This is a genomic window from Streptomyces sp. CG4 (assembly GCF_041080655.1).
Lineage (GTDB): Bacteria > Actinomycetota > Actinomycetes > Streptomycetales > Streptomycetaceae > Streptomyces.
This window is the reverse complement of the sequence record NZ_CP163525.1, coordinates 7,174,272-7,199,256: the sequence shown is the minus strand read 5'-3', so window position 1 is coordinate 7,199,256 and position 24,985 is coordinate 7,174,272. Positions and strand designations below refer to the sequence as shown.

20 protein-coding genes are annotated in these 24,985 nt (G+C 70.0%); 8 read left to right on the top strand and 12 right to left on the bottom strand.

Features of this window, described 5'->3' with window-relative positions:
• Positions 1–42: 42 nt before the first annotated feature.
• The 9 genes from tpiA to AB5L52_RS32810 form a co-directional block, all read right to left on the bottom strand.
• Positions 43–819, bottom strand: coding sequence for a triose-phosphate isomerase (gene tpiA, locus AB5L52_RS32850; protein ID WP_351570520.1), 777 nt, complete (start codon positions 817–819; stop codon positions 43–45).
• Positions 820–825: 6 nt separating this feature from the next.
• Entirely contained in the window at positions 826–2,037 is a 1,212-nt protein-coding gene (pgk, locus tag AB5L52_RS32845; protein ID WP_369367428.1) for a phosphoglycerate kinase, read from the bottom strand.
• 136 nt (positions 2,038–2,173) lie between these two features.
• Positions 2,174–3,181, bottom strand: a complete 1,008-nt coding sequence (gap, locus tag AB5L52_RS32840; protein ID WP_369367427.1) for a type I glyceraldehyde-3-phosphate dehydrogenase — start codon at positions 3,179–3,181, stop codon at positions 2,174–2,176.
• Between the two features lie 354 nt (positions 3,182–3,535).
• Positions 3,536–6,490, bottom strand: a complete 2,955-nt coding sequence (locus AB5L52_RS32835; protein ID WP_369367426.1) for a M14 family zinc carboxypeptidase — start codon at positions 6,488–6,490, stop codon at positions 3,536–3,538.
• 172 nt (positions 6,491–6,662) lie between these two features.
• Positions 6,663–7,652, bottom strand: a complete 990-nt coding sequence (whiA, locus tag AB5L52_RS32830) for a DNA-binding protein WhiA (protein WP_225096507.1) — start codon at positions 7,650–7,652, stop codon at positions 6,663–6,665.
• Positions 7,643–8,710, bottom strand: coding sequence for a uridine diphosphate-N-acetylglucosamine-binding protein YvcK (gene yvcK / locus AB5L52_RS32825; RefSeq protein WP_351017586.1), 1,068 nt, complete (start codon positions 8,708–8,710; stop codon positions 7,643–7,645). Before yvcK ends, whiA begins: the two co-directional genes overlap by 10 nt.
• Positions 8,707–9,726, bottom strand: coding sequence for an RNase adapter RapZ (gene rapZ, locus AB5L52_RS32820; RefSeq protein WP_351017589.1), 1,020 nt, complete (start codon positions 9,724–9,726; stop codon positions 8,707–8,709). The genes yvcK and rapZ overlap by 4 nt, the downstream gene beginning before the upstream one ends.
• Positions 9,723–11,885, bottom strand: a complete 2,163-nt coding sequence (gene uvrC, locus AB5L52_RS32815) for an excinuclease ABC subunit UvrC (RefSeq protein WP_351570527.1) — start codon at positions 11,883–11,885, stop codon at positions 9,723–9,725. Before uvrC ends, rapZ begins: the two co-directional genes overlap by 4 nt.
• Before the next feature lie 3 nt (positions 11,886–11,888).
• A complete protein-coding gene (locus AB5L52_RS32810; protein WP_369367425.1) occupies positions 11,889–12,368 on the bottom strand; it encodes a hypothetical protein in 480 nt (159 codons plus the stop codon).
• 282 nt (positions 12,369–12,650) lie between these two features.
• Here AB5L52_RS32810 and AB5L52_RS32805 point away from each other — a divergent pair, with 282 nt between their 5' ends.
• Entirely contained in the window at positions 12,651–13,598 is a 948-nt protein-coding gene (locus AB5L52_RS32805) for a hypothetical protein (RefSeq protein WP_369367424.1), read from the top strand.
• Positions 13,599–13,952: 354 nt separating this feature from the next.
• Here the strand turns inward: AB5L52_RS32805 and AB5L52_RS32800 are convergent, their stop codons facing one another.
• Positions 13,953–14,381 (bottom strand): Rieske 2Fe-2S domain-containing protein, encoded by a 429-nt coding sequence (locus AB5L52_RS32800; protein ID WP_369367423.1) that lies wholly within the window; start codon positions 14,379–14,381, stop codon positions 13,953–13,955.
• Positions 14,382–14,651: 270 nt separating this feature from the next.
• Between AB5L52_RS32800 and AB5L52_RS32795 the strand changes: the two genes are divergently transcribed.
• The gene (locus AB5L52_RS32795; protein ID WP_369367422.1) at positions 14,652–15,791 is read left to right on the top strand and encodes a LacI family DNA-binding transcriptional regulator; all 1,140 of its coding nucleotides are present in this window, start codon (positions 14,652–14,654) and stop codon (positions 15,789–15,791) included.
• The gene (locus tag AB5L52_RS32790; protein ID WP_351017607.1) at positions 15,788–16,699 is read left to right on the top strand and encodes a carbohydrate kinase; all 912 of its coding nucleotides are present in this window, start codon (positions 15,788–15,790) and stop codon (positions 16,697–16,699) included. Before AB5L52_RS32795 ends, AB5L52_RS32790 begins: the two co-directional genes overlap by 4 nt.
• A 147-nt stretch (positions 16,700–16,846) precedes the next feature.
• Here AB5L52_RS32790 and uvrA read toward each other — a convergent pair whose 3' ends face one another.
• Positions 16,847–19,873: an excinuclease ABC subunit UvrA gene (gene uvrA, locus AB5L52_RS32785; RefSeq protein ID WP_351017610.1), complete on the bottom strand. Its 3,027-nt coding sequence runs from the start codon at positions 19,871–19,873 to the stop codon at positions 16,847–16,849.
• Positions 19,874–20,097: 224 nt separating this feature from the next.
• Between uvrA and AB5L52_RS32780 the strand changes: the two genes are divergently transcribed.
• From AB5L52_RS32780 to AB5L52_RS32760, 5 genes are all read left to right on the top strand, one after another.
• Positions 20,098–20,784, top strand: a complete 687-nt coding sequence (locus tag AB5L52_RS32780) for a maleylpyruvate isomerase family mycothiol-dependent enzyme (RefSeq protein ID WP_369367421.1) — start codon at positions 20,098–20,100, stop codon at positions 20,782–20,784.
• A 45-nt stretch (positions 20,785–20,829) separates the two neighbouring features.
• The gene (locus tag AB5L52_RS32775) at positions 20,830–21,486 is read left to right on the top strand and encodes an MBL fold metallo-hydrolase (protein WP_369367420.1); all 657 of its coding nucleotides are present in this window, start codon (positions 20,830–20,832) and stop codon (positions 21,484–21,486) included.
• A 353-nt stretch (positions 21,487–21,839) separates the two neighbouring features.
• Entirely contained in the window at positions 21,840–22,739 is a 900-nt protein-coding gene (locus tag AB5L52_RS32770; protein WP_351568091.1) for an ABC transporter substrate-binding protein, read from the top strand.
• The gene (locus AB5L52_RS32765; protein WP_351017621.1) at positions 22,736–23,671 is read left to right on the top strand and encodes an amino acid ABC transporter permease; all 936 of its coding nucleotides are present in this window, start codon (positions 22,736–22,738) and stop codon (positions 23,669–23,671) included. The genes AB5L52_RS32770 and AB5L52_RS32765 overlap by 4 nt, the downstream gene beginning before the upstream one ends.
• Positions 23,668–24,426 (top strand): amino acid ABC transporter ATP-binding protein, encoded by a 759-nt coding sequence (locus AB5L52_RS32760; protein WP_351017624.1) that lies wholly within the window; start codon positions 23,668–23,670, stop codon positions 24,424–24,426. Before AB5L52_RS32765 ends, AB5L52_RS32760 begins: the two co-directional genes overlap by 4 nt.
• 31 nt (positions 24,427–24,457) lie before the next feature.
• Here the strand turns inward: AB5L52_RS32760 and aroQ are convergent, their stop codons facing one another.
• Entirely contained in the window at positions 24,458–24,931 is a 474-nt protein-coding gene (gene aroQ / locus AB5L52_RS32755) for a type II 3-dehydroquinate dehydratase (protein WP_351568085.1), read from the bottom strand.
• Between the last annotated feature and the right edge of the window lie 54 nt (positions 24,932–24,985).

Here is a 24,985-nt window from a genome sequence, read left to right as displayed (position 1 = left end):
AGGGTACGACGTATCGTCGCTACCGCCTACTCACAGCTCGTGCTACTGATCGCGGAAACGCACGATCTTGACGAACTCGTCGGCGTCCAGCGAAGCGCCGCCGACCAGGGCACCGTCGATGTCGGCCTGGGCCATGATCTCGGCGACGTTGCCCGACTTCACGGAGCCGCCGTACTGGATGCGGACCTTGTCGGCCACGTCCTGCGAGTACAGCTCGGCGAGCTTGGCGCGGATGGCGGCGCAGACCTCCTGGGCGTCCTCGGAGCCGCAGACCTTGCCGGTGCCGATCGCCCACACGGGCTCGTAGGCGATCACGATGGTCTCGGCCTGCTCGGCCGGGAGGTCCTGCAGACCGCCCTCGAGCTGGGCGAGGGTGTGGGCGACGTGGTTGCCCGCCTCGCGGACGTCCAGCTCCTCGCCGATGCACAGGATCGGGGTGAGGCCGTGCTTGTAGGCGGCCTTGACCTTGACGTTGATCAGCTCGTCGGTCTCGGCGTGGTACTGGCGGCGCTCGGAGTGGCCGATGACCACGTACGTGCACTTCAGCTTGGCCAGCATCGGGCCGGAGATCTCGCCGGTGTAGGCGCCCGAGTCGTGCTGCGAGATGTCCTGGGAGCCGTACTTGATCTTGAGCTTGTCGCCCTCGACCAGGGTCTGCACCGAGCGCAGGTCGGTGAAGGGCGGCAGGACGGCGACCTCGACGGCCTCGTAGTCCTTGTCGGCCAGGGCGAAGGCGAGCTTCTGGACGTGCGCGATGGCCTCGAGGTGGTTGAGGTTCATCTTCCAGTTGCCCGCCATCAGCGGCGTACGAGTGGTCATGCGGGGTCAGTCCTCCAGTGCGGCGAGGCCGGGGAGCGTCTTGCCCTCGAGATATTCGAGGGAGGCGCCGCCACCGGTCGAGATGTGGCCGAATGCATTCTCGTCGAAGCCGAGCGTACGCACGGCCGCGGCGGAGTCCCCGCCGCCGACGACGGTGAACCCGTCCGACTCGACGAGTGCCCGGGCGACCGCCGAGGTGCCACCGGCGTAGTCGGGGTGCTCGAAGACACCCATGGGACCGTTCCAGAAGACGGTCGCGGCGTCGGCGAGCTTCGAGGCGTACAGCTCTCGGGTCCTGGGGCCGATGTCCAGGCCCTCCTGGTCGGCGGGGATGGCGTCCGCGTCGACCACGGTGTAGTCGGCCGGCGCCTTGGTCTTCAGGTCCGGGAACTCCCGCGAGGCCAGGACGTCGACGGGGAGCACCAGCTCCACGCCGGTCTTCTCGGCGCGCTTCATGTACTCGGTGACGGTCGGGATCTGGTCCTCCTGCAGGAGGGAGATGCCGACCTCGTAGCCCTTGGCCTTGAGGAAGGTGTAGGCCATGCCGCCGCCGATGAGCAGGCGGTCGGCCTTGCCGAGCAGCTCGTCGATGACGGCGAGCTTGTCGGAGACCTTGGCGCCGCCGAGCGCGACGACGTAGGGCCGCTTGACGTCCTCGGTGAGCTTCTTCAGGACGCCGACCTCGGTGGCGATGAGGTAGCCGGCGTAGTGCGGCAGCTTCTTCGGCAGGTCGAAGACGGACGCGTGCCCTCGGTGCACGGCGCCGAAGCCGTCACCGACGTAGACGTCGGCGAGCGCGGCCAGGCGGTCGGCGAACTCGCCCCGCTCGGTGTCGTCCTTCGAGGTCTCGCCGGCGTTGAAGCGCAGGTTCTCGATGACCGCGACCTGGCCGGGCTGGAGGCCGTCCACGGCGTCGTGGGCGGCCGGGCCGACGGTGTCCTGGGCGAAGGCGACCGGGGCACCGAGGAGTTCACCGAGGCGCTCGGCGGCGGGCAGCAGCGAGAAGGCGGGGTCCGGGGCGCCCTTGGGGCGGCCCAGGTGCGAGGCGACGACCACCTTGGCGCCGGCCTCTGCGAGGGCCTTGACGGTGGGCAGGACGGCGCGGATGCGGCCGTCGTCGGTGATCGTCCCGTCGGCCAGCGGCACGTTGAGGTCGGCGCGGACGAAGACCCGCTTGCCGCTCACGCCGTCGGCGAGAAGTTCGTCGATCGTCTTCATTGGGTGGACTCCTGAGGAGGGCTCGTGGTGCACCTGATCGTAAAAGGGCGTGGTCAGTACGCGGCACAGGGCCCGGGCAGCGCGGCTGTGCGCTGCCCGAGCCCTGTTCTCACCGCGTGGTCCTGCTGTTTTGCGATCAGAGCTGGTTGCCGACGAAGACCGTGAGGTCCACGAGGCGGTTGGAGTAGCCCCACTCGTTGTCGTACCAGCCGATGACCTTCACGCTCTTGCCCTCCTGGACCATGGTCAGGGAGGAGTCGAAGGTGCAGGACGCCGGGGCGTTGACGATGTCGGAGGACACGATCGGGTCCTCGGTGTAGTCGAGGAGACCCTTCAGCTCGCCCTCGGCGGCCTTCTGGAAGGCGGCGTTGACCTCTTCCTTGGTGACCTCGCGGCCGAGCTCGACGACCAGGTCGGTGACCGAGCCGGTCGGGACCGGGACGCGCATGGCGATGCCGTCCAGCTTGCCCTGGAGCTGCGGCAGGACCAGGGCGGTGGCCTTGGCGGCACCGGTGGTGGTCGGGATGATGTTCTCGGCGGCGGCACGGGCGCGGCGCAGGTCCTTGTGCGGGAAGTCCAGGATGCGCTGGTCGTTCGTGTACGCGTGCACCGTGGTCATCAGACCCTTGACGATGCCGAAGTTCTCGTCCAGGACCTTCGCCATCGGCGCCACACAGTTGGTGGTGCAGGAGGCGTTGGAGATGACGTGGTGGTTGGCCGCGTCGTACTTGTCCTGGTTGACGCCCATCACGATGGTGATGTCCTCGTCCTTGGCCGGGGCCGAGATGAGGACCTTCTTGGCGCCACCGGCGAGGTGCTTGGCGGCGTCCTCGCGCTTGGTGAAGATGCCGGTCGACTCGATGACGATGTCGACGCCCAGCTCACCCCAGGGGATGTCGGCCGGGTTGCGCTCGGAGAGCACCTTGATGGTGTGGCCGTCCACGGTGATGGTGTCGGCGGTGTGGGAGACCTCCTGCTTGAGGCGACCCAGGATCGTGTCGTACTTGAGCAGGTGAGCGGTGGTCGCGGTGTCACCCAGGTCGTTGACAGCCACAACCTCGATGTCCGCCCCCTGCTCCAGCAGCGCGCGGAAGTAGTTACGCCCGATGCGGCCGAAGCCGTTGATGCCTACGCGGATCGTCACGAACCGATCTCCTCGTTGGTACGCCGGCCATGCGGTGCCGGCGAGCTCTGTTTGGGATGTCCCCGACCACCACCGACCCTACCTCCCTGCGGGCCCCGGGGTGACATTGAGATGACCCATACACGGGCAGGCGGTCCGTACCCGCCAGTAGGGGTACGGACCGTCCCGGATCGACAGTTGATTCACCCGTATTCGTTACGGAATGTCGGGCGGTTTTTGCGCCCTCTTCACTCGTTCGTGAGCGGGTCGGCTCACTTGATCAGGGGTCGATGAGGGGTACGTTCGCGCACCCTTGAGAGGGCTTCCGCTCACCTGTTGGAACAAGTCGAGCCAGATCTGTCAACGTGACAGCCCTCACCGGCCGAGTGCCGCGTACGCCTTCCCCACCAGGGCTGCCCGATCGGCCGCCGAGGGCACCTGCTCCAGACCGAATCCGAGCAGCACGGTGGCGTCCGTGGTGACCGCTCCGTACGTCTGGAACAGCGTCCCGGAGCGGGTCCAGTCCTTCAGGACGGCCGGGCTGCCCGCGGGCGGTCCGGGCACGTGCCAGGCCCCCAGGGACGACTCGAATCCCTCGGTCTCCTTCGCCGTGCCGCCGACGACGAGCGAGGCGTCGTCGGCGAGGACGCCGTGTCCGCCGGTGCCCGGGTCGGTGACATAGCTGATCGACACCTCGACCGACTTCCCGGCGTAGCGGCTCAGGTCGAAGGCGACCTGCCGCCAGCCGCCGGAGCTGCCGGTGAAGCTGTTCCAGGAGCCGCTCGTGCCGGTCGCGGTGCAGGCGTTGCCGGCGAGCGTCAGGTAGTGCTTCAGCCACGGATGCTCGCCGATCAGGGAGCCCTGGCCGCAGTCCGCCGGTACGGCCGTCGTCGTGGCGCCCCCGGTCTCCGGGAGCGTGGTCCAGTCGTCGGCGCCCACGGTGTGCGCCTCGATCACCGCGTGGTCGTAGCCCGGCTCGGTGTCCCACAGCAGCCGGGCACTCAGGGCCGGCTTGTCTGCGGCGCTGACACCGGTGAGGTCGATGGTGCGGGTGAGGCGCTTGTAGGCGTCGTCGGTGTGCACGGCGGCGGCCATGTACGAACCGGCATACGGCCCGTAGGGATTGACGGTCCCGGCGAACCGGCCCCCGCCGGCGCTCTTGAACTGCGGGTACGCGGCGGCCGGCAGCGCGTCGGAGGTGACGCCGTAGGTGCCGGCCCGGTCCAGCGGGTTGCCGACCGCCTCGCCGAGGGCACCGCTGTAGCCGTCGAGGGCGCCGGAGCCGGTGAAGCCGGTGGCTCCCTTGGTCGACGTACGGCTGTAGGCGCCCAGGTAGTACTGGCTGAAGTCGTCCGAGAGGGTCCCGCCGCCGAGGTCGACGCTGCCGCCGGCCAGCTCACCGGCCTCGATCAGTCTGCCGCCCTCGTTCAGGTAGGCGCGCAGTTGCAGTTGGGTGGCGTTGCCGGGGCCGTTCGCGCCGGAGTAGTGCACGACGGTCCGGAAGTGCTTCAACACGCCGAGCGCGTCGGGGGCGCCCTGGGTGGCGACGTCCCACACGATCGCCCTGTGTCCGGCCGCCTTCAGCGCGTCCACGTACTTCTGCGCCTGTGTGGCCGCCGCGCCCTCCTCTGCGACGACGAGCGTGTCGGCACTCGGCCGCTCGGCGACCGTGTACGTGAAGTGCGAGCTGGAGACCTTCTTGCCGCTCTGCGTCTCGCCGGTGAACCACACCTCGACCTTGTCGCCGGGTACGCCGTCGCGCACCTTGGCCCGGTACTCGTCGAAGTACAGGTCGTCCTTGCCGCCGTAGGTCTTGCCGCCCTTCCAGGGCCGGAGCGTCTGGTCGAGGAGGCGGCGGCCGTTGACTCGGTACTTCAGCTCCTTGTCGCGGATCGCCTTGCGGACGATGACAGAGACCTCCTGGTCAGCCCCCCGGGAGTACGACGTGGAGAACGCGGCCGGGGTGAAGTCCGCGGCGCTCAGCCCGACCGAGGAAAACGGCTTGTCGGGGTGTACGGCGGTCTCGGCGACGGAGAGCGCGAACGGGACGTTCTTGGCGAACTCCTGCTGAATCAGCTTCTCGTCGTCCGGGAAGTTGAAGACCGACTGGCAGTCCTCGGGCTTCCACGCGTCGTTGGGATCGACGTTCGAGGCGGTCTGGCAGGTCGACATCTCGGGGGTGAACATCGCGATGCCGTTGACGTTCGAGGCGTGCCCGTCCGCCTCGCCGTTGGTGGTGTACAGCTCCGAGGAGAGCTGCGAACGGTAGCCGGGGATGGCCGGGTTGTCCGGCGTGCCCGCGAGCGCCTTGTAGAGGACGTCGTCCGGGGTGGGCGTGGCGACCTGCCAGCCGACGCCGTACAGAAGGAGTTCGGCGGCGGAGTGGTAGTTGACGGCGTACCGGAACCCGATGCGCTTCTCGAAGGCGTCCAGCGCCCTGGTCTCGGGCTCGGACGCGGGGCTCGCGCCGCGGTAGGTCTCGCTGGTGGGGTTGGGGGACGAACCCTCGTCGTCGTAGCCCCACTTGTAGGGGAAGTTTCGGTTGAGATCGACGCCGTCGCCGGTGCCGATGACGCCGTCGCCGTTGACGTCCCGCAGGTTCTTGCGCCACAGGCGGGTACTGGAGTCCTTGAACGTGTAGTCGTAGCCGTCGGGGTTGGCCGAGATCACGAACCACAGTTCCGTCGAGTCGACGATCTTCCGGATGCGGCTGTCGTTGCGGTAGTGATCCAGGTAGTAGTGCATCAGACGCCGGGTCATCTCCGGGGTGATCCACTCGCGCGCGTGCTGGTTGGACAGGTACAGCACGGACGGCTTGGAGCCGTCGGCCGACTTCTGCGCGTTCTTGGTCAGTTTGAGCGCGAGGATGTCCTGGCCGTTGATCGTCTTGCCGATGGATTCAACCTTGGTGAGACCGGGGTTGGCCTGAGCGGTGTCGACAATCTCCTGTTTCAGCCCGCCGGTTCCACCGTACGGACGGAACACCCCCTGGGACGCCTTCTCCACACGCGCCTGCGCCTTGGCCGGGACGGTGTGCTCGGTGAGGTCGACGCCCTGCTTGCGCAGCTTCGCGGCCTGCTGGTCGGTGAGATAGACCTCGACCTCGGACTTGCCGCCTCCGGTGACCTGATCGCCGAGTTCGTCACCGTCCTGGCCGGCCTTGAGAAGCAGTGGTATCTGCTCCTTGGTGACATCGGCACGGAAGACCTTGATCTGGTCCGGGTCGGACTTCGCCGGACTTCCGCTCTGTGCCTGGGCTACGGGTGCGAGGCTCGCTCCGCCTATCAGGAGCGCGCCGACAGCGAGGATCGATCTCGCTCTGTGTCTCATGAACCCCCCTAGCGGTGGTCCGCCACAGCGGCGAACAGGTTGCCAGGTTCATGTCAGTCCATGATCGAGTCAAGGGCGCCTCACAGCCACGCACATGAGGGTGCGTCGGAGACGCGAACGCCGGTGCCGAGCCCCGACCGGGGCCCAGCAACGGCCTGTTGACGTGGGCGGGTCAGCCGGCGAGGTTGTCCGCCAGCTCCTCCGTGAGGTTGGCCTCCGTGCCCGGGATGCCCAGGTCGGTGGCGCGCTTGTCGGCCATCGCCAGCAGCCGCCGGATACGGCCCGCGACCGCGTCCTTCGTCAGCGGCGGGTCGGCGAGCGCACCCAGCTCCTCCAGGGAGGCCTGCTTGTGCTCCATGCGCAGGCGGCCCGCCGCCGCGAGGTGCTCGGGAACCTCCTCGCCCAGGATCTCCAGAGCCCGCTGCACCCGGGCGCCCGCGGCCACGGCGGCGCGAGCCGAACGGCGCAGGTTGGCGTCATCGAAGTTGGCGAGCCGGTTGGCCGTCGCCCGCACCTCGCGGCGCATCCGGCGCTCCTCCCAGGCCAGCACGGACTCGTGCGCGCCGAGCCGGGTCAGCAGCGCCCCGATCGCGTCGCCGTCCCGGACCACCACGCGGTCCACGCCCCGCACCTCACGGGCCTTCGCGGCGATCGACAGCCGGCGGGCGGCACCGACCAGCGCGAGCGCGGCCTCCGGACCCGGGCACGTCACCTCCAGGGAGGACGAACGGCCGGGCTCGGTGAGCGAACCGTGGGCCAGGAAGGCCCCGCGCCACGCCGCCTCCGCGTCGCAGGTGGCACCGGAGACCACCTGCGGGGGCAGCCCCCGGATCGGGCGGCCCCGACCGTCGACGAGCCCCGTCTGGCGGGCCAGCTGGTCACCGCCCGCGACGACCCGGACGACGTACCGCGAGCCGCGGCGCAGCCCGCCGGGCGCCATCACGATCAGCTCGGAGCTGTGCCCGAAGATCTCCAGGATGTCCCGCTTGAGCCGCCGGGCCGCCATCGCGGTGTCCAGCTCCGCCTCGATCACGATGCGCCCGCTCACCAGGTGAAGGCCGCCGGCGAACCGCAGAATGGCGGAGACCTCCGCCTTCCTGCAGCAGGTCCGGGTGACGGGGAGCCGGGAAATCTCGTCCTTCACCGCTGCCGTCATCGCCATGGGCCGATCCTTCCATGCATCCGAAAAATACGGTCGTACGCGGCGGCCAACAGCTCCGGGTCGTGCCGGGGACTGCCGTCGGTCCGGGCCACCGGGGCCAGCTCGACCGCGGCTCCCAGCCGCTTGGCGGCCTCGGTGAGCGAGTCGCGGTCGGGCACGGCGGCCTCGTCGGCCAGCACCACGTCCAGGGCGAGTTTAGGGGCGTGTCGCCCCAAAACCTCCAAATGACGCTGCGGGGAGAAGCCCTCGGTTTCTCCCGGCTGCGGGGCGAGATTCAGGGACAGCACCTTGCGGGCCTTGGTCTCGGTCAGGGCGTCCAGCAGCTCGGGGACGAGCAGGTGCGGGATCACCGAGGAGAACCAGGAGCCGGGGCCGAGCACCACCCAGTCCGCATCCAGGACCGCGGCCACGGCCTCGGGCACGGCAGGCGGGTCGTGCGGCACCAGATGCACCGACTGGACCTCGCCAGGCGTCAGCGCCACCGTGGCCTGCCCGCACACGGTCTCCACCTCGTCCGGACGCTCCGGATCGTGCCCCTTGACCAGGGCCTGCAGCTCCAGCGGCACGGCGGACATGGGCAGCACGCGCCCATGCGCGCCGAGCAGCTTGCCGACCAGGTCCAGGGCCTGCACATGGTCGCCGAGCTGCTCCCACAGGGCGACGATCAGCAGATTGCCGACCGCGTGCTCATGCAGGTCGCCCTGGGACTGGAAGCGGTGCTGGATGACCCGGGCCCAGGTCTGCCCCCACTCGTCGTCGCCGCACAGCGCGGCCAGCGCCTTGCGCAGGTCGCCGGGCGGCAGCACGCCCAGCTCGTCCCGCAGCCGACCGCTGGAACCGCCGTCGTCGGCCACCGTGACGACGGCGGTGAGGTCGCCGGTGATCCGGCGCAGCGCGGCGAGCGAGGCGGACAGCCCCATGCCACCGCCCAGCGCGACCACCTTGGGCTGTGCGCCGCGCCGGCGGGGCCGGGCGCCGCGGGCCTCGACCGGGCGGCCGGAGCGCGCCTCGGGCACCATGCGGCGCAGCCGGCTCAGCCGCGGTGTACGTTCCGTCATTCCCGTCCCATGTCCCGGTGTACGACCACCGTCTCCACACCCTCGGCCGCGAGGCGCGCGGCGAGCTTCTCCGACATCGCCACCGAGCGATGCTTACCACCCGTACAGCCGATGGCGATGGTCACATACCGCTTGCCCTCGCGTCGGTAGCCGGCCGCGATGAGTCGCAGGAGTTCGGCGTACCGGTCGAGGAACTCCTTCGCACCCGGCTGGTTGAAGACATAGGCGGACACCTCCTCGTTCACTCCGGTGAACGGGCGCAGCTCCGGGACCCAGTGCGGGTTGGGCAGGAACCGCATGTCCGCGACCAGGTCGGCGTCGACCGGGAGGCCGTACTTGAAACCGAAGGACATCACCGTGGCCCGCAGCTCGGGCTCCTCCTCGCCGGCGAACTGGGCGTCCATCTTGGCGCGCAGCTCGTGCACGTTGAGGCTGGAGGTGTCGATCACCAGATCGGCGTCGCCGCGCAGCTCCCGCAGCAGCTCGCGCTCGGCGGCGATGCCGTCGACGATGCGGCCGTCGCCCTGGAGAGGGTGCGGGCGGCGCACCGACTCGAAGCGGCGCACCAGGGCCTCGTCGGAGGACTCGAGGAAGACGATGCGTCGGGTGACGCCCCGGGTGTCCAGGTCGGCGAGGGATTCGCGCAGATTGTCGAAGAAGCGCCGGCCGCGCACGTCCACGACGACCGCGATCCGCGCCACATTGCCCTGCGAGCGGGCTCCCAGCTCCACCATGGTGGGGATGAGGGCGGGCGGAAGATTGTCCACGACGAACCAGCCGAGGTCCTCCAGACACTTGGCCGCCGTCGACCGTCCCGCTCCGGACATGCCGGAGATGATCACCAGCTCGGGGATGGCCGCTTCGGGGCCTGAACCCGGCGTACCGTCCGTGCTCACCTGTTCTCCGTTTTCCTGGTCCGCGGGCTGCTCGCCGGTCGCGGGCTGTGGCTGAACCTGCCCCGCTCCCTTGTGGGCCCGATCTCGCTCCGCTGTGGGCTGTGTCTCGTGCTCGGTCATGTCTCCTGCCCCCGTCGTTCGTCCGGGAGGCCCGCGGTTACGGGCTCCCCCGAGGAACCCGCCGTCGTTTCGGGTTCCTCCTCCTCAATGATCTCTCCAGTCGCCGTGTTCACAGCGGGTGCGGCCGGGACCGCCGTGGCGAGGGCCGCGGCGATCGTCTCAGCCGTCTTCCGGCCTATCCCGGGCACCTCCTGGATCTGTTCGATTGTGGCGGACCGCAGCTTCTTCACCGAGCCGAAATGCTTGATGAGCGCCTGTTTGCGGGTCTCGCCGAGGCCGGGGACGTCGTCCAGGGGGCCGGCCCGGAAGCGCTTGGCGCGCTTGGTGCGCTGGTAGGTGATCGCGAACCGGTGGGCCTCGTCCCGCACGCGCTGGAGCAGATACAGGCCCTCGCTGGTCCGGGGCAGGACCACCGGGTCGTCGTCGCCGGGCAGCCAGACCTCCTCCAGGCGCTTGGCGAGTCCGCAGACCGCGATGTCGTCGATACCCAGCTCGTCCAGAGCGCGCCGGGCCGCGGCGACCTGGGGCTGTCCGCCGTCGACCACGACCAGCTGGGGCGGATACGCGAACTTCTTGGGACGGCCCTCGTCGTCCTTGAGCGAGGTGCTGATTTCGCCTGTGCCGGAGACCGCGCCCGTACCGATGACTGTGTCGGTGCCGGTGAGCGCGTCCGTGTCGGTCAGCGCGCCCATACCTGTGAGCGCGCCGGCACCGTCGGCGAGGGCGTCCTCGGTGCCGTCGGCCCACTCCCCCGTCTTCTCCTTCTCGGCGAGGTAGCGCCTGAACCGGCGGGTGATCACCTCGTGCATGGAGCGGACGTCGTCCTGGCCCGCGAAGCCCTTGATCTGGAAGCGGCGGTACTCACTCTTGCGCTGCAGACCGTCCTCGAAGACGACCATGGAGGCGACCACGTCGTCCCCCTGGAGATGCGAGATGTCGTAGCACTCGATGCGCAGCGGGGCGCTGTCCAGGTCGAGGGCTTCGGCGATCTCCTCCAGGGCTCGCGAGCGCGTGGTGAGGTCGGAGGCGCGCTTGGTCTTGTGCAGCGCGAGGGCCTGCTGGGCGTTGCGCTGCACGGTCTCCATGAGCGCCTTCTTGTCGCCGCGCTGCGGGATGCGCAGCGACACGTTCGCCCCCCTGCGGCCGGCCAGCCACTCCTGGACCGGATCGACGGGCTCGGGCAGCGCCGGAACCAGCACCTCCTTGGGGACCGCGTCCCCGGTCTCCTCGCCATAGAGCTGCTGCAGGGCGTGCTCGACCAGCGCGCCGGTGGTGATCTCCTCGACCTTGTCGGTGACCCAGCCGCGCTGGCCGCGCACCCGGCCGCCGCGCACATGGAAGATCTGCACGGCCGCCTCCAGCTCGTCCTCGGCGACGGCGATGAGGTCGGCGTCGGTCGCGTCGGCGAGCACGACGGCGTTCTTCTCCATGGCCTTCTTCAGAGCCTCGATGTCGTCGCGCAGCCGGGCGGCCCGCTCGTACTCCATCTCCTCGGCCGCCTCCATCATCTGCTTCTCCAGACGGCGGAGGTAGGTGCCGGTGCGGCCGGCCATGAAGTCGCAGAACTCCTCGGCCAGCTCCTGGTGATCCTCGGGGCTGATCCGGCCGACGCAGGGGGCGGAGCACTTGCCGATGTAGCCGAGCAGGCAGGGGCGGCCGGTGCGGGCGGCGTTCTTGAACACGCCGGCCGAGCAGGTGCGCACCGGGAAGACGCGCAGCAGCAGATCGACGGTGTCCCGGATGGCCCACGCGTGCCCGTACGGCCCGAAGTACCGGACGCCCTTCTTCTTGTGACCGCGCATCACCTGCACGCGCGGGAACTCCTCGTTCATCGTCACTGCGAGGTACGGGTAGCTCTTGTCGTCGCGGTACTTGACGTTGAACCTGGGGTCGTACTCCTTGATCCAGGAGTACTCCAGCTGGAGCGCCTCGACCTCCGTGGACACCACGGTCCACTCCACGGACGCGGCAGTGGTCACCATCGTCCGGGTGCGCGGGTGCAGGTTCGCCAGGTCCTGGAAGTAGTTCGCCAGGCGCTGGCGCAGGCTTTTCGCCTTTCCGACGTAGATCACCCGGCGGTGCTCGTCACGGAACCTGTACACCCCGGGAGAGTCCGGGATCTCACCCGGCCTGGGGCGGTAGCTGGAGGGATCGGCCATGTCTCACACCCTACTGTCGAGCACCGACACCGCGTCGGGCCTGTGGACAACCCCCACGCACGTGCCGTTCACCCGTCCCCGCACCATCGCGTGTCCACCGGCGGCAGGTCCGTTCCGATCATGTGCCGGACGATCCGGAACACCTCGTCGAGCGGCACGGTGTCCGCCTCCGGATAGGTTCCGGATAGGTTCCGGATAGGTATCGCACTGCCCGTTCGCGAGCCGGAAGCCCCCGCTCGCCCCGCGGGACCCCACCGAGACGGCGTACGCGCCCGGATCGCCCTCTTCGGCGAGGAGCATCACCAGCGCGCGCTCGGTGCTGCTCAGAACCGTCAGCAGGCGTCCGGCGGAGCTGGTCAGCCAGGAGCGGCTGGTCAGCCAGGTTTCGAAACGGCTCTCGGCGTTCCGCCGCCGCAGGACGGCGACCGCCTCCTCGCCCGTCACGGCCGTGCGCTCACCGGCGAAAGTCCAGGTCTCCGTCACCCGCCGATCTTCCCGTCGGGTGGCACGGGAGGGCGTGAGGCCCCTGACGGGCGGCTCGGGCCCGGCGTCGCGACCCGGTCGGCTTCGGTCGTGGCGGGTTCGAGGTGTTGTCGGGGTCTGGTCAACACGCTTCAATGCGGGGGAACTCGGGGCCGCGCACGCACGCGTACGGGCGCGGCGCGCGCAGCTACAGGCGTCCACAGCGCCCACGGGGGTGGCCCCGCACACCAGCGCAGACGGTCTGACCAGCCGTAGCGACACCTCATAGAAAGGCGCCCCGGCATGCGGCATGCCACAGAGCACGCGCACCTCCCCACCGCGGAACTGGACACGGCCCTGCGGGGCGGCCCCTTCCATGTGGCGCTGCGCGCCGCGATCGCCGCACGCGGGCTGCCGCTCCAGCGCGTCCAGCACCATCTGTCCCGGCACGGGGTCAAGGTCGGTGTCACCAGCCTGAGTTACTGGCAGCAGGGCGCCCGCCGCCCGCAGCGCCCCGAGTCGCTACGCGCCGTACGCGCACTGGAGGAGATCCTCCAGTTGCCGGACGAGTCGCTGATCCGGCTGCTCGCCGAGGTCGACGAGCGCACGGTGACCGGCCGCACAGCAGGGCGCTCCTACCGCTCCCTGCTCGAGGCCTCGGACGTCCTGGACCGGCTCCGGGGCGAACTGGGCTGGTCACTCGACGGCGGGCTGCACACCCTCGGCCACCACGAATGCGTCCGCATCGGCGCCCGGCGCGACCTCGCGAGCCGCGAGGCCCACCACATCGTGCGCGCCCACCGCGACGGCGCCGACCGCTTCGTCGCCGTACACCACGGGGACCCCGGCTGCCGCCCGCACGACATCAGAGTGCGGGCACTGGAGAACTGCCGCACGGGACGCGTCCGCTGGGACCAGGAGACCGGTGTGCTGGTGGCGGAGCTGCTCTTCGGCACCCGACTGCGCTCCGGGGACACCTTCCTCTTCCGGTACGCCGTCGAGGACGGCACGGCCGGGCCCTGCCGTGAGTACCTCCACCGCTTCGGTTTCCCCGGCGGCCAGTACGCGCTCCAGGTGCGCTTCGACGCGACCGCACTGCCGGCTCGCTGCCATCGCTTCACTCAGCACTCGGCGGCGGCCCCCCGCAGCGGCCGACACGAACTGCCGATCACCGGCCCCCACCACTGCGTCCATGTGGTCGAGCCCCGGATACGCCCGGGCATCGTCGGCATCGCGTGGGAATGGGAGTGAAGTCGTCGCGCAGGCAGGCCAGTTGAGACGGTCCGGCTCCATCACCGGGCGACACCTGGGGCTCCCCTCCCGGCTCGGTGGCGTGACGCGGGGCAGCTGCATGGGGCGGCGGCTGGCGGCTGGCGGCTGGCGGCTGGCGGCTGGCGGCTGGCGGCTGGCGGCTGGCGGCTGGCGGCTGGCGGCTGTGGAGGGACGGTCGTGCGGCAGCGCAGGTGCAACCCTGCAGCAGCGGGGAGGGCCGTGCGACTGCGCGAGGGCAGCCCTGCCGCTGCGTGGGAACGGGCGCACGGCGGCGCAGATGCGGTTATCCCGTGGCGCGGGGCGACTGCGCCGGCCGGTGCGCCGAGGTGGCCGTCAGGCGCCCGGGCCGGCGATGATCCTGCCGTTCGTGGTCTTCACCGGCAGCTCGGCCAGGGGCTCGGTGGCCGGTGCCTGGACCACCTTGCCTGTCACGGCGTCGAACTGGCTGCCGTGACAGGGGCAGATCAGGGTCGCCCCCTGCAGCTTGTTGATGGGGCACCCGGCGTGCGTGCAGATCGTGCTGTAGGCCTTCAGTGTGCCGCTTCCGTCGCGGCTGACCACCACGTTGTGGTCCCGGTAGAGCTTGGCGCCGCCCTTCGAGACCTCACTCTCGGTACCGAGGTCGACCGGCGCCGTCGGGGTGGCCGCGACCGCGCTGCCCTGCCCTGGCGCCGAGCACGCGGCCAGACCGAGCCCGGCGACCGGAGCCACGGCGGCCCCTCGAAGGACGGTACGGCGGCTCGCGGAGGATCGGGCGGGCATCTGGAACTCCACTGCTCAAGGGGTGTGCAGGGCGACGATACCCGGGCAGAAGAGGCGGCCCTGGGGCGGGGTGGCGACTGCGGGAAAGGTGCGCCGGGCAGTGGCGGTGAGGGGCCGGGCGGTGCCGTGGAGTACTGGAGCGGTGCCGGTAGTGGTAGCGGACTGGGAAGCGGGACGTAAACGCTTGCGCAAGCGTTTACGCGAGGGTGGCCGATGGGATACCGTCCGGCCGGAAAGCCTGCGTTCGATCGGTTCAGAGAGGGAGAGGCGATGCCCACCATGGCCGACGTCGCACGGAGCGCCGGAGTCTCCGTGGCGACCGTCTCCCACGTGCTGAACGGCACGCGCCCGGTGTTGTCCCACACCCGCCAGGCCGTGCTGGACGCCGTCGACGCCCTCGGCTACACCCCCAACACCCTGGCCCGCTCCCTGGTGACCTCCCGTACCCGCTCCATCGGGCTCGCGGTGTCGGCGATCAGCAACCCGTACTTCACGGAGATCCTCCAGGGCGTCGAGGCCGCCGTCCTGGAAGCGGGCTACAGCCTGCTCATCGCGGACCCTCACGACGACCCCGGGCACGAACGCAAGGTCGTGCAGCTCCTCCATGAGCGCCGGGTGGACGGCATGATCGTCGCCCCGTCCGCGCGTCCGCACGATCTGGTCGGCTATCTGCGCCGCCACGCCGTACCGACGGTGTTCCTGGACCGGGTGATCGACGCGGGCGTGGCGGACGGCGGCGCGACCGGCGGTGGCGCGGGCTCCGCCCTCGGCGAGGGTCCGCCCTGGTACGACCAGGTCTGCACCGAGAGCGCCGAACCGACCGCCCGGCTCGTCACCCACCTCGCCCAATTGGGCCATCGCCGGATCGGCCTGATCGCTGGCTTGCCCGGGCTCAGCACCACCGGTGAGCGCGTGGCCGGATACCGGGACGGCCTCATCGCCGCCGGCCTGGCCCATGACGCACGGCTTCTGGTGTCCGGGAACTCCGAGTCTGCGGGGGCCGAGCAGGCCACAGCCGCCCTGCTCGCCCTGCCCGATCCGCCGACGGCACTCGTCACCGCCAACAACGCGATGACGATCGGCACCCTGCGCGCCCTGCGGCGGCAGAGGCTGTCCGTGCCGGACGACGTCGCCCTGTGCTGCTTCGACGACTTCGCCTGGGCCGACCTGTTCTCACCCCGGCTCACCGCGATCGCCCAGCCCAGCAGGGAGTTGGGGGCGCAGGCGGTCCAGGTGCTCCTGGAGCGCCTGGACGAGCCGCTTCGGCCGAGCCGGACGGTGCGGCTGCCGTGCGCGTTCGTCCATCGCACGTCCTGCGGGTGCCCGGAGCAGCCGGGCGGGCCGGAGGAGCCGGAGGCCCCCGCTGACACCGCATCATCCACGCTGCAGGAGAAGGGATTTGCCACGTGATCGTCGTCGCCGGTGAGGCACTGATCGACCTGGTACCGCAGGGCCCCGGTGCCCTCGCGGACCTGAAGCCGGCGCTCGGCGGCGGCCCGTACAACACCGCCGTGGCCCTCGGCCGACTCGGCTCCCCCACCGCGTTCTGCTCCCGGACGTCGCACGACGCCTTCGGCGAGGCCCTGCTCGACGGGCTGCGACAGGCGGGGGTGGATGTGTCCGGGGTGCAGCGCGGGACGGAGCCGACGACCCTGGCGGTGGCCACGATCGACGGCAGCGGCTCGGCCGCCTATTCCTTCTATGTCGAAGGCACCGCCGACCGTCTGTTCACCGCCCCCGCCGCGCTGCCCGCCGGCACGCGCGCGGTGTCCTTCGGCACCTGCTCGCTTGTCCTGGAACCGGGGGCGAGCGCCTATGAGGAGCTGATGCGCACGGCCGTGCGACAGGGGCTGTTCACCGCGCTCGACCCCAACATCCGGGCGGGACTGATCCCGGACGCGGACGCCTACCGGGCGCGCTTCAAGAGCTGGCTGCCCTCGGTAACGCTGCTGAAGCTCTCCGCGGAGGACGCCGAGTGGCTGGGCGGCACCCCGGGCGAGTGGCTGGCCGCAGGACCGGCGGCCGTCGTGGTGACCCGAGGCGGGGACGGGCTGAGCGTGTTCACCCGGGATGGCGCGGAGTACTCCGTACCGGGTGAGAAGGTCGCCGTGGTGGACACCATCGGCGCCGGTGACACGGTCAACGCGGCTTTGCTGCATGGGCTTTCGGCCCTGGACGCACTGTCCGCCGATGCGCTCGCCGCCCTCGGGGCGGAGGGCTGGACGCGGCTGTTGCGCTTCGCGGCACGCGCGGCGGCGATCACCTGCTCGCGGGCGGGGGCCGAGCCGCCGTACGCCGCCGACCTGGGTGAACTGTGAGCGGCTCCTTTCCTCTCTGCTGTTGTCAAGGTGCGGCCGGACCTGTGGCGCGGGGACCTGTCGGACCTCAGGGCCGGGGTGGCTGATGGTGGAACGAGCGGCGCCCCGCGGGAAGTTCCCGCGGGGCGCCGCTTTTTTGGTGGTGTGTCAGGCCTTGCGTGCCCGCGTCGTCTTCTTCGCGGGCGTCGTCTTCTTGGTGGCCGTGGCGGCCTTCTTGGTCGCCGTGTTGTTGGCCCTGGCCGTCACCGTCTTCTTGGCCGCTGTCTTCGCCGCGGCCGTCTTCCTGGCCGTGGTGGCGCGCGGAGCCTTCACCGGTTCCGCGTCGCTGATGCGGTCGGCGCCGAGGATCTCGCGCAGGAACTTGCCGGTGTGGCTGGCCGGAACCCCGGCGACCTCCTCGGGCGTACCCTCGGCGACCACGAGGCCACCGCCGGCGCCGCCCTCCGGACCCATGTCCACGATCCAGTCGGCGGTCTTGATCACGTCGAGGTTGTGCTCGATGACGATGACCGAGTTGCCCTTGTCGACCAAGCCGCCGAGGACCTTCAGCAGCTTGCTGATGTCCTCGAAGTGCAGCCCGGTGGTCGGCTCGTCCAGGACGTAGACCGTGCGCCCGGTGGACCGCTTCTGCAGTTCGCTGGCCAGCTTCACGCGCTGGGCCTCACCGCCAGAGAGGGTGGTGGCGGACTGGCCGAGGCGGACGTAGCCGAGGCCGACGTCCTTCAGGGTCCTCAGATGCCGGGAGATGGCCGGGACGGCCTCGAAGAACTCGGTGGCCTCCTCGATCGGCATGTTCAGCACGTCGGCGATGGACTTGCCCTTGTAGTGGACCTCAAGGGTCTCCCGGTTGTACCGGGCGCCGTGGCAGACCTCGCACGGGACATAGACGTCCGGGAGGAAGTTCATCTCAATCTTGATCGTGCCGTCGCCCGCGCAGTTCTCGCAGCGGCCGCCCTTGACGTTGAAGGAGAAGCGGCCGGGCAGATAGCCGCGGACCTTCGCCTCGGTGGTCTCGGCGAACAGCTTGCGAATGTGGTCGAAGACTCCGGTGTACGTCGCCGGGTTGGACCGCGGGGTGCGGCCGATGGGCGACTGGTCGACGTGCACGACCTTGTCGACGAGGTCGTCGCCGTCCACGCGTGTGTGCCGTCCGGGGACGTTCCTCGCGCCGTTCAGCTCGCGGGCCAGGTGCGTGTACAGGATGTCGTTGACCAGCGTCGACTTGCCGGACCCGGACACGCCCGTGACGGCCGTGAACACGCCCAGCGGGAAGGACACGTCGATGTCCTGCAGGTTGTTCTCACGGGCGCCGTGCACCGTGAGCTGCCGGGACGGGTCGCGGGGACGGCGGAGGTCCGGCACCGGGATCGCCTTGCGGCCCGAGAGATACGCGCCGGTCTGCGACTCGGTGTTGGCGAGCAGCTCCGTCAGGGAGCCGCTGTGCACGACCTTGCCGCCGTGCTCACCGGCGCCGGGGCCGATGTCGACCACCCAGTCGGCGACCTTGATGGTGTCCTCGTCGTGCTCCACGACGATGAGGGTGTTGCCCATGTCGCGCAGCCGGACCAGGGTCTCGATCAGCCGGTGGTTGTCCCGCTGGTGCAGACCGATGGACGGCTCGTCCAGGACGTACAGCACGCCGACGAGGCCGGAGCCGATCTGGGTGGCCAGGCGGATGCGCTGGGCTTCACCGCCGGAGAGCGTGCCCGCCGCGCGGTTCAGCGAGAGGTAGTCCAGGCCTACGTCGACCAGGAAGCGCAGGCGTTCGTTGACCTCCTTCAGGACCCGCTCGGCGATCTTCTTGTCCCGGGCGTTCAGCGTCAGTCGACCCAGGAACTCCGCGCAGTCGCTGATCGACATCGCGGAGACCTCGGCGATCGACTTCTCCATGACCGTGACCGCGAGGACGATCGGCTTGAGACGCGTGCCCTCACAGGAGGGGCAGGGCACCTCGCGCATGTAGCCCTCGAAGCGCTCGCGGCTGGCGTCGCTCTCGGCCTCGCTGTGCCGGCGCTTCACGAATGGCACCGCGCCCTCGAAGGGCGTGGTGTACACGCGCTCGCGGCCGTACCGGTTGCGGTACCGAACCTCGATCTGGGTCTTGTGGCCGTGGAGCAGGGCCTTCTTCGCGCGCTGGGGCAGGCCCGCGAACGGGATGTCCGTGCGGAAGCCGAGGGCGTCCGCGAGGGCGTCGATGAGGCGGCCGAAGTAGTCCTTGGTGTGTCCGTGCGACCAGGGATGGATCGCGCCCTCGTCCAGGGACTTGTCCGGGTCCGGGACGAGCAGCTCCGGGTCGACCTCCATGCGCGTGCCGATGCCGGTGCACTCGGGGCAGGCGCCGAAGGGCGAGTTGAAGGAGAAGGAGCGGGGCTCCAACTCCTCGAAGGACAGGTCGTCGTACGGGCAGTACAGGTGCTCCGAGTACATGCGCTCGCGCTCGGGGTCGTCCTCGGGGAGGTCGACGAAGTCGAGCACGATCATGCCGCCGGACAAGCCGAGGGCGGTCTCCACGGAGTCGGTGAGGCGGCGCTTGGCGGAGTCCTTGACCGTGAGGCGGTCGACGACCACCTCGATGGTGTGCTTCTCCTGCTTCTTCAGCGTCGGCGGGTCGGAGAGCTGGATCGTCTCGCCGTCCACGCGCGCGCGGGAGTAGCCCTTGGTCTGGAGATCGGCGAAGAGGTCGACGAACTCACCCTTGCGCTCGCGCACCAGCGGGGACAGCACCTGGAAACGGCTCCCCTCCGGCAGCTCCAGGACCCTGTCCACGATGGCCTGCGGCGACTGGCGCGAGATCGGGCGGGCGCACTCGGGGCAGTGCGGCTTGCCGATGCGCGCGAAGAGCAGCCGCAGATAGTCGTAGACCTCGGTGATGGTGCCGACCGTCGAGCGCGGGTTGCGCGAGGTCGACTTCTGGTCGATGGAGACCGCCGGCGACAGACCCTCGATGAAGTCGACGTCCGGCTTGTCCATCTGGCCGAGGAACTGCCGGGCGTACGAGGAGAGCGACTCCACGTAGCGACGCTGGCCCTCCGCGAAGATCGTGTCGAAGGCCAGGGAGGACTTGCCCGACCCGGACAGGCCCGTGAAGACGATGAGCGAGTCACGAGGCAGGTCGAGCGAGACATTCTTCAGGTTGTGCTCGCGCGCGCCACGGACGATGAGACGGTCGGCCACAGCCGGTCCGCACCTTTCTTGAGTGAAGTGACAGGGGCAGGGCCCCGTGCTTCTTCAGACTAGGGGGAGCCACTGACAACGCCGGTCGGATTGCCCGGTTGCATAACAACCCCCGGCCCTCCAGCATGCCCGACGCCGCCTCCGACGATATAGCACGTGCTTTCGATTAGCGGGCGAGGTTCACCACCTTCACCCAAAGGTGTGGCGGGGCTAGTGTCGGGCTCATGATTGATCACGCTCATGACCTGGCATGTGTACGTGACGCGACCGAGCGGCTCCTCACCGCGGTCGCCGAACTGGACAACGCGTCGCTCGCCGAGCCGTCACGCCTCCCGGGCTGGACCCGCGGACACGTCCTCGCCCACCTCGCCCGCAACGCGGACGCGCTCGTGAACGTTCTCGAGGGCCGCCCCATGTACACGAGCGCCGAGGCGCGGGACGCCGACATCGAGCGGGACGCCCCGCGCCCCCTCGACGCCCAGCTCGCCGACCTGCGCGAGAGCACGGGCCGCTTCCAGGCGGCGGGGGACGCACCGGCGGACTGGTCGCGCACGGTGGAGCTGCGCAACGGGGTCACCGATTCCGCGTCCCGGGTGCCGTTCCGGCGGTGGGCCGAGATCGAGCTGCACCATGTGGATCTCGGCATCGGGTACGAGCTGGAGGATGTTCCTGCGGAGTTCGCCGAGCGCGAGATCGACTTCCTGGCGGACCGCTTCGCGGGACACAAGGAGGTGCCCTCGACCGGCCTTGCCACCGGCGACGGACGGACCTGGACCACCGGTGGCGGCGCGGCAGGCGGACAGGTCGCGGTCGAGGGTACAGCCGCCGACCTGCTGGGCTGGCTCGCCGGGCGGCGCGACGGCTCCGGCCTGACCGTGAAGGGCGCGCTGCCGAAGCTGCCTCCGTTGTAGGCCGTCGACGGTCCGCGGACCCCTCCCCGCTATAGGCTGATCACCATGACGTACACCGGAGAGGTCAGGGTCGGCGGACCCGCGGATGTGCACGAGCTGAAAGACCTGATGATCACGAAGATCGCGGTCGGCCCGATGAACAACAACGCCTACCTGCTGCGCTGCCGGGCCACCGACGAGCAGCTTCTGATCGACGCGGCCAACGAGGCGGAGACGCTCCTCGGCATGATCGGTGACGACGGCATCGCGTCCGTCGTCACCACGCATCAGCACGGCGACCACTGGCAGGCGCTCGCCGAGGTCGTCGCCGCCACGGGCGCGCGTACGTACGCCGGCCGGGAGGACGCCCCGCGGATCCCGGTGCCCACCGATGTCCTGGTGAACGACGGCGATGTCATCAGGGTGGGACAGGTGGAACTCACCGCACGGCATCTCGTCGGGCACACCCCGGGTTCGATCGCGCTGGTCTACGACGATCCGCACGGCCACCCGCACGTCTTCACCGGCGACTGTCTCTTCCCGGGCGGCGTCGGCAACACGCGCAAGGATCCGAAGGCCTTCGCCAGCCTGATCCACGACGTGGAGACGAAGATCTTCGACGTGCTCCCGGACGAGACCTGGGTGTATCCCGGGCACGGCAACGACACGACGCTGGGAGCTGAGCGGCCGCATCTGCCGGAGTGGCACGCGCGCGGGTGGTGAGCGCCAGGCGCCGACGGTGAACGCCGGGCGCGGGTGGTGAGCGCTGGGCATGCGAGGTGAGCGCCCCGGCGCGTTTTCACCACGCGCGCCCCGTGTGCATTTTTCGCACACGCCGGGGGCGTGTGCGCGCTCCCGACGCGCCCCGTGGCGCAGTCAACTGGAAGCAGCGCCGCAGAGGATGACGGCTCCTGTGCGGTGGGGCCGCCGGTCTCCCATCCCGCCCTCGACCGGCGGCCCTGGCCGAAGGCTCGCGGCATGGGCGGAGTTCACACGACTGCAACACCCGCTCCCACTATGCGAACAGTTGTCGTCGTGACCTGGACAAACGCGGGGCCGGCTGCCAATCTCCCGCCATGTATCTCGCCCCCCGCACCCTGCGTCCCCGCACCTTGCGCCGTGCGCTGGCCGCCGCCACCGTAGCCCTGCTCGCCACCGCTGTCGGCTGTGCTCCGCAGCCCGAGGACAAGGCGTCGGCCGGCTCTTCCGGCTCTGCCACGAAGAGCTGCGCCAAGGGCAAGTTGGCCACCAAGACGTCCGGGAAGCTGACGATCGCGACGGACGAGCCGGCGTACGAGCCCTGGTTCAAGGACGACAAGCCGGCGAACGGCAAGGGCTTCGAGTCGGCGGTCGCCTACGCAGTGGCCCGGCAGCTGGGTTACGACAAGAGCGCGGTCGTCTGGCAGAGTGTGCCGTTCAACAAGGCGTTCGCGCCCGGCGTGAAGACCTTCGACTTCGACATCAACCAGGTGTCGATCAGCGCCGAGCGCAAGAAGGCCGTCGACTTCTCCTCCGGCTACTACGACGTGCGCCAGGCCGTCATCGCGCTGAAGGGAAGCAAGGCCGCCAAGGCGACGAGCATCGCGGACCTGAAGGACCTCAAGCTCGGCGCCCAGGTGGGCACCACGAGCCTCAACTACATCACCGACGTGGTGAAGCCGAAGCAGGAGGCCGCCGCGTTCGCGAAGAACGACCAGGCCAAGTCGGCACTGAAGAACGGCCAGGTCGACGCGATCGTGGTCGACCTGCCGACCGCGTTCTACATCACCTCGGCCGAGGTGACGAACGCGAGGATCGTCGGCCAGTTCGAGAACCAGGGCGGCACGCCCGAGCAGTTCGGGCTGGTGCTGGACAAGGGCAGCGCGCTGACCTCGTGTGTGGGCGGCGCCGTGGACGCCCTGCGCAAGGACGGTACGCTGGCGAAGCTCGAGAAGCAGTGGCTCTCCGACGCCGTCGACGCTCCGGTGCTCAAGTGACGGTCACCAAGCGCGAGTCGGCCCGGGAGGGTGCCGACGGCAAGGGCGACATGACCGGTGGCGCCGCCGACGACGCCACCGGTGATCGTTACGTACCCTCCGAACGGCGGCTGGCGCGTGACCGCTACAAACGCGCGCGTGCCCGCCGCGCCACGGCCGTCGCGGCGCTCTCGACCCTGGTCACGGGCGTCGTGCTCTACCTGGTCGTGGTCAACGCGCCGGGCTGGCCGCGCACCAAGGAGACCTTCTTCAGCGCGCAGTACGCGCGCGAGGCGCTGCCGAAGGTTCTCGAAGGGCTGTGGCTCAACGTCCGCCTGCTCGCGGTCTGCGGCGTCGCCGTCCTGGTCCTCGGCATGCTGATCGCGATCGCCCGCACCCTGCGCGGCCCGGTGTTCTTCCCGCTGCGGGTGCTGGCGGCGGCCTACACCGACTTCTTCCGCGGCCTCCCGCTGATCATCAACCTGATGATCGTGGTCCTGGGCGTGCCGGCGCTGCGGCTGCAGGGCGTGACGGTCGATCCGGTGCTCCTCGGCGGTACGGCGCTGACGCTGACGTATTCGGCGTACGTGGCCGAGGTGTTCCGGGCCGGCATCGAGTCGATCCACCCCTCGCAGCGCGCCGCGGCCCGCTCCCTGGGCCTGACCAACCGCCAGGCCCTGCGCTACGTCGTCCTCCCCCAGGCGGTACGGCGTCAGGTGCCGCCGCTGCTCAACGACCTGGTGTCGCTGCAGAAGGACACCGGTCTGGTGTCGATCGGCGGCGCGGTGGACGCGGTGCGGGCCGCCGACATCATCGTGGGGCGCAGTCTGAACTACACGCCGTACATCGTCGCGGGGCTGGTCTTCGTGGCGCTGACCATTCCGATGACCCGCTTCACGGACTGGGTGACGGCCCGGATGGACCGGCAGCGGGCCCAGGGAGGATCGCTATGAGCGACGCAGACGCGCCCGTCCTGCGTATGGAGTCCGTCCGCAAGACCTTCGGCGGCTCCGTCGTGCTGCGGGACGTCGATCTGGCGGTCGCGCCGCACACGGTGACCGCGCTGATCGGCGCTTCCGGCTCGGGCAAGTCCACGCTGCTGCGCTGCGCCAACCTCCTGGAGGAGATCGACGACGGTGCGATCTGGCTGGACGGCGAGGAGATCACCGATCCGCGCGCCGACCAGGACGCGGTACGGCGCCGGATCGGGGTGGTCTTCCAGGCGTACAACCTCTTCCCGCACATGAGCGTGCTGGACAACATCACGCTGGCCCCGCGCCGGGTGCACGGCGTCTCCCGCGCGGAGGCCGAGGAACGGGCCAGGGAGCTGCTGGAGCGCCTCGGACTGGGTGCCAAGGCGGATGCCTACCCCGACCGGCTCAGCGGAGGTCAGCAGCAGCGTGCGGCGATCGTACGGGCGCTGGCCGTACGGCCCCGGCTGTTGCTGCTGGACGAGATCACGGCGGCGCTCGACCCCGAACTCGTGGGCGAGGTGCTGGAGGTGGTGCGGGACTTGAAGGACGACGGCATGACCATGGTGCTGGCGACGCACGAGATGGGCTTCGCGCGGGACGTCGCCGACCAGGTTTGTTTTCTGGACGGTGGAGTCGTGCTGGAGCGCGGCACCGCTGAGCAGGTTTTCGGCGACCCGCAGCAGGAACGCACGCGACGCTTCCTGCGGCGGATCGTGGAGGCGGGCCGACTGTAGCGACGCGTCGGCAGGGGCCGCCGGTTTCTCACTACGCGTCGGCCTGGGCCTCGCCCACCAGGGCGGCCACGCGCTCCACGCCGAACACATAGCCCTGCACTCCGCAGCCGGCGATCACACCGTCCGCGCGCAGCGAGACATAGGAGTGATGCCGGAACGATTCGCGCTGGTGGATGTTGGAGATGTGCACCTCCAGGACGGGCATGCCGTCACAGGTGTTGAGTGCGTCCAGAATCGCGACCGACGTGTGGGAGTAGGCGCCGGGGTTGATGACGATCGCGCAGTGGTTCAGCCGCGCCTCGTGGATCCAGTCGACCAGTTCGCCCTCGTGGTTGGACTGCCGGAAGTCCACCGTGCCGCCGTGCGCGGCCGCGGCCTTGGCGCACAGCGCCTCGACGTCGGCCAGTGTGTCCCTGCCGTAGATCTCGGGCTGGCGCTGGCCGAGCAGGTTCAGGTTGGGCCCGTTGAGGATCATGATCGGGGCGTTGGCCAGGGTGCGGGGCACGGTTCCTCCGGTCCGTTCGGGGCGGTACGTCCACGACCGCCGCTCGCACCCGGT

What these genes read in the sequence shown, in the direction of transcription:
- rapZ (WP_351017589.1), bottom strand. Translation starts at nt 9,726, where the DNA reads ATGACCGAGCACGAGACACAGCCCACAGCGGAGCGAGATCGGGCCCAC.
- AB5L52_RS32770 (WP_351568091.1), top strand. Translation starts at nt 21,840, where the DNA reads ATGTATCTCGCCCCCCGCACCCTGCGTCCCCGCACCTTGCGCCGTGCG.
- pgk (WP_369367428.1), bottom strand. Translation starts at nt 2,037, where the DNA reads ATGAAGACGATCGACGAACTTCTCGCCGACGGCGTGAGCGGCAAGCGG.
- AB5L52_RS32760 (WP_351017624.1), top strand. Translation starts at nt 23,668, where the DNA reads ATGAGCGACGCAGACGCGCCCGTCCTGCGTATGGAGTCCGTCCGCAAG.
- AB5L52_RS32795 (WP_369367422.1), top strand. Translation starts at nt 14,652, where the DNA reads ATGCCCACCATGGCCGACGTCGCACGGAGCGCCGGAGTCTCCGTGGCG.
- uvrC (WP_351570527.1), bottom strand. Translation starts at nt 11,885, where the DNA reads ATGGCCGATCCCTCCAGCTACCGCCCCAGGCCGGGTGAGATCCCGGAC.
- whiA (WP_225096507.1), bottom strand. Translation starts at nt 7,652, where the DNA reads ATGGCGATGACGGCAGCGGTGAAGGACGAGATTTCCCGGCTCCCCGTC.
- AB5L52_RS32775 (WP_369367420.1), top strand. Translation starts at nt 20,830, where the DNA reads ATGACGTACACCGGAGAGGTCAGGGTCGGCGGACCCGCGGATGTGCAC.
- tpiA (WP_351570520.1), bottom strand. Translation starts at nt 819, where the DNA reads ATGACCACTCGTACGCCGCTGATGGCGGGCAACTGGAAGATGAACCTC.
- AB5L52_RS32780 (WP_369367421.1), top strand. Translation starts at nt 20,098, where the DNA reads ATGATTGATCACGCTCATGACCTGGCATGTGTACGTGACGCGACCGAG.
- AB5L52_RS32835 (WP_369367426.1), bottom strand. Translation starts at nt 6,490, where the DNA reads ATGAGACACAGAGCGAGATCGATCCTCGCTGTCGGCGCGCTCCTGATA.
- yvcK (WP_351017586.1), bottom strand. Translation starts at nt 8,710, where the DNA reads ATGACGGAACGTACACCGCGGCTGAGCCGGCTGCGCCGCATGGTGCCC.
- AB5L52_RS32800 (WP_369367423.1), bottom strand. Translation starts at nt 14,381, where the DNA reads ATGCCCGCCCGATCCTCCGCGAGCCGCCGTACCGTCCTTCGAGGGGCC.
- AB5L52_RS32805 (WP_369367424.1), top strand. Translation starts at nt 12,651, where the DNA reads ATGCGGCATGCCACAGAGCACGCGCACCTCCCCACCGCGGAACTGGAC.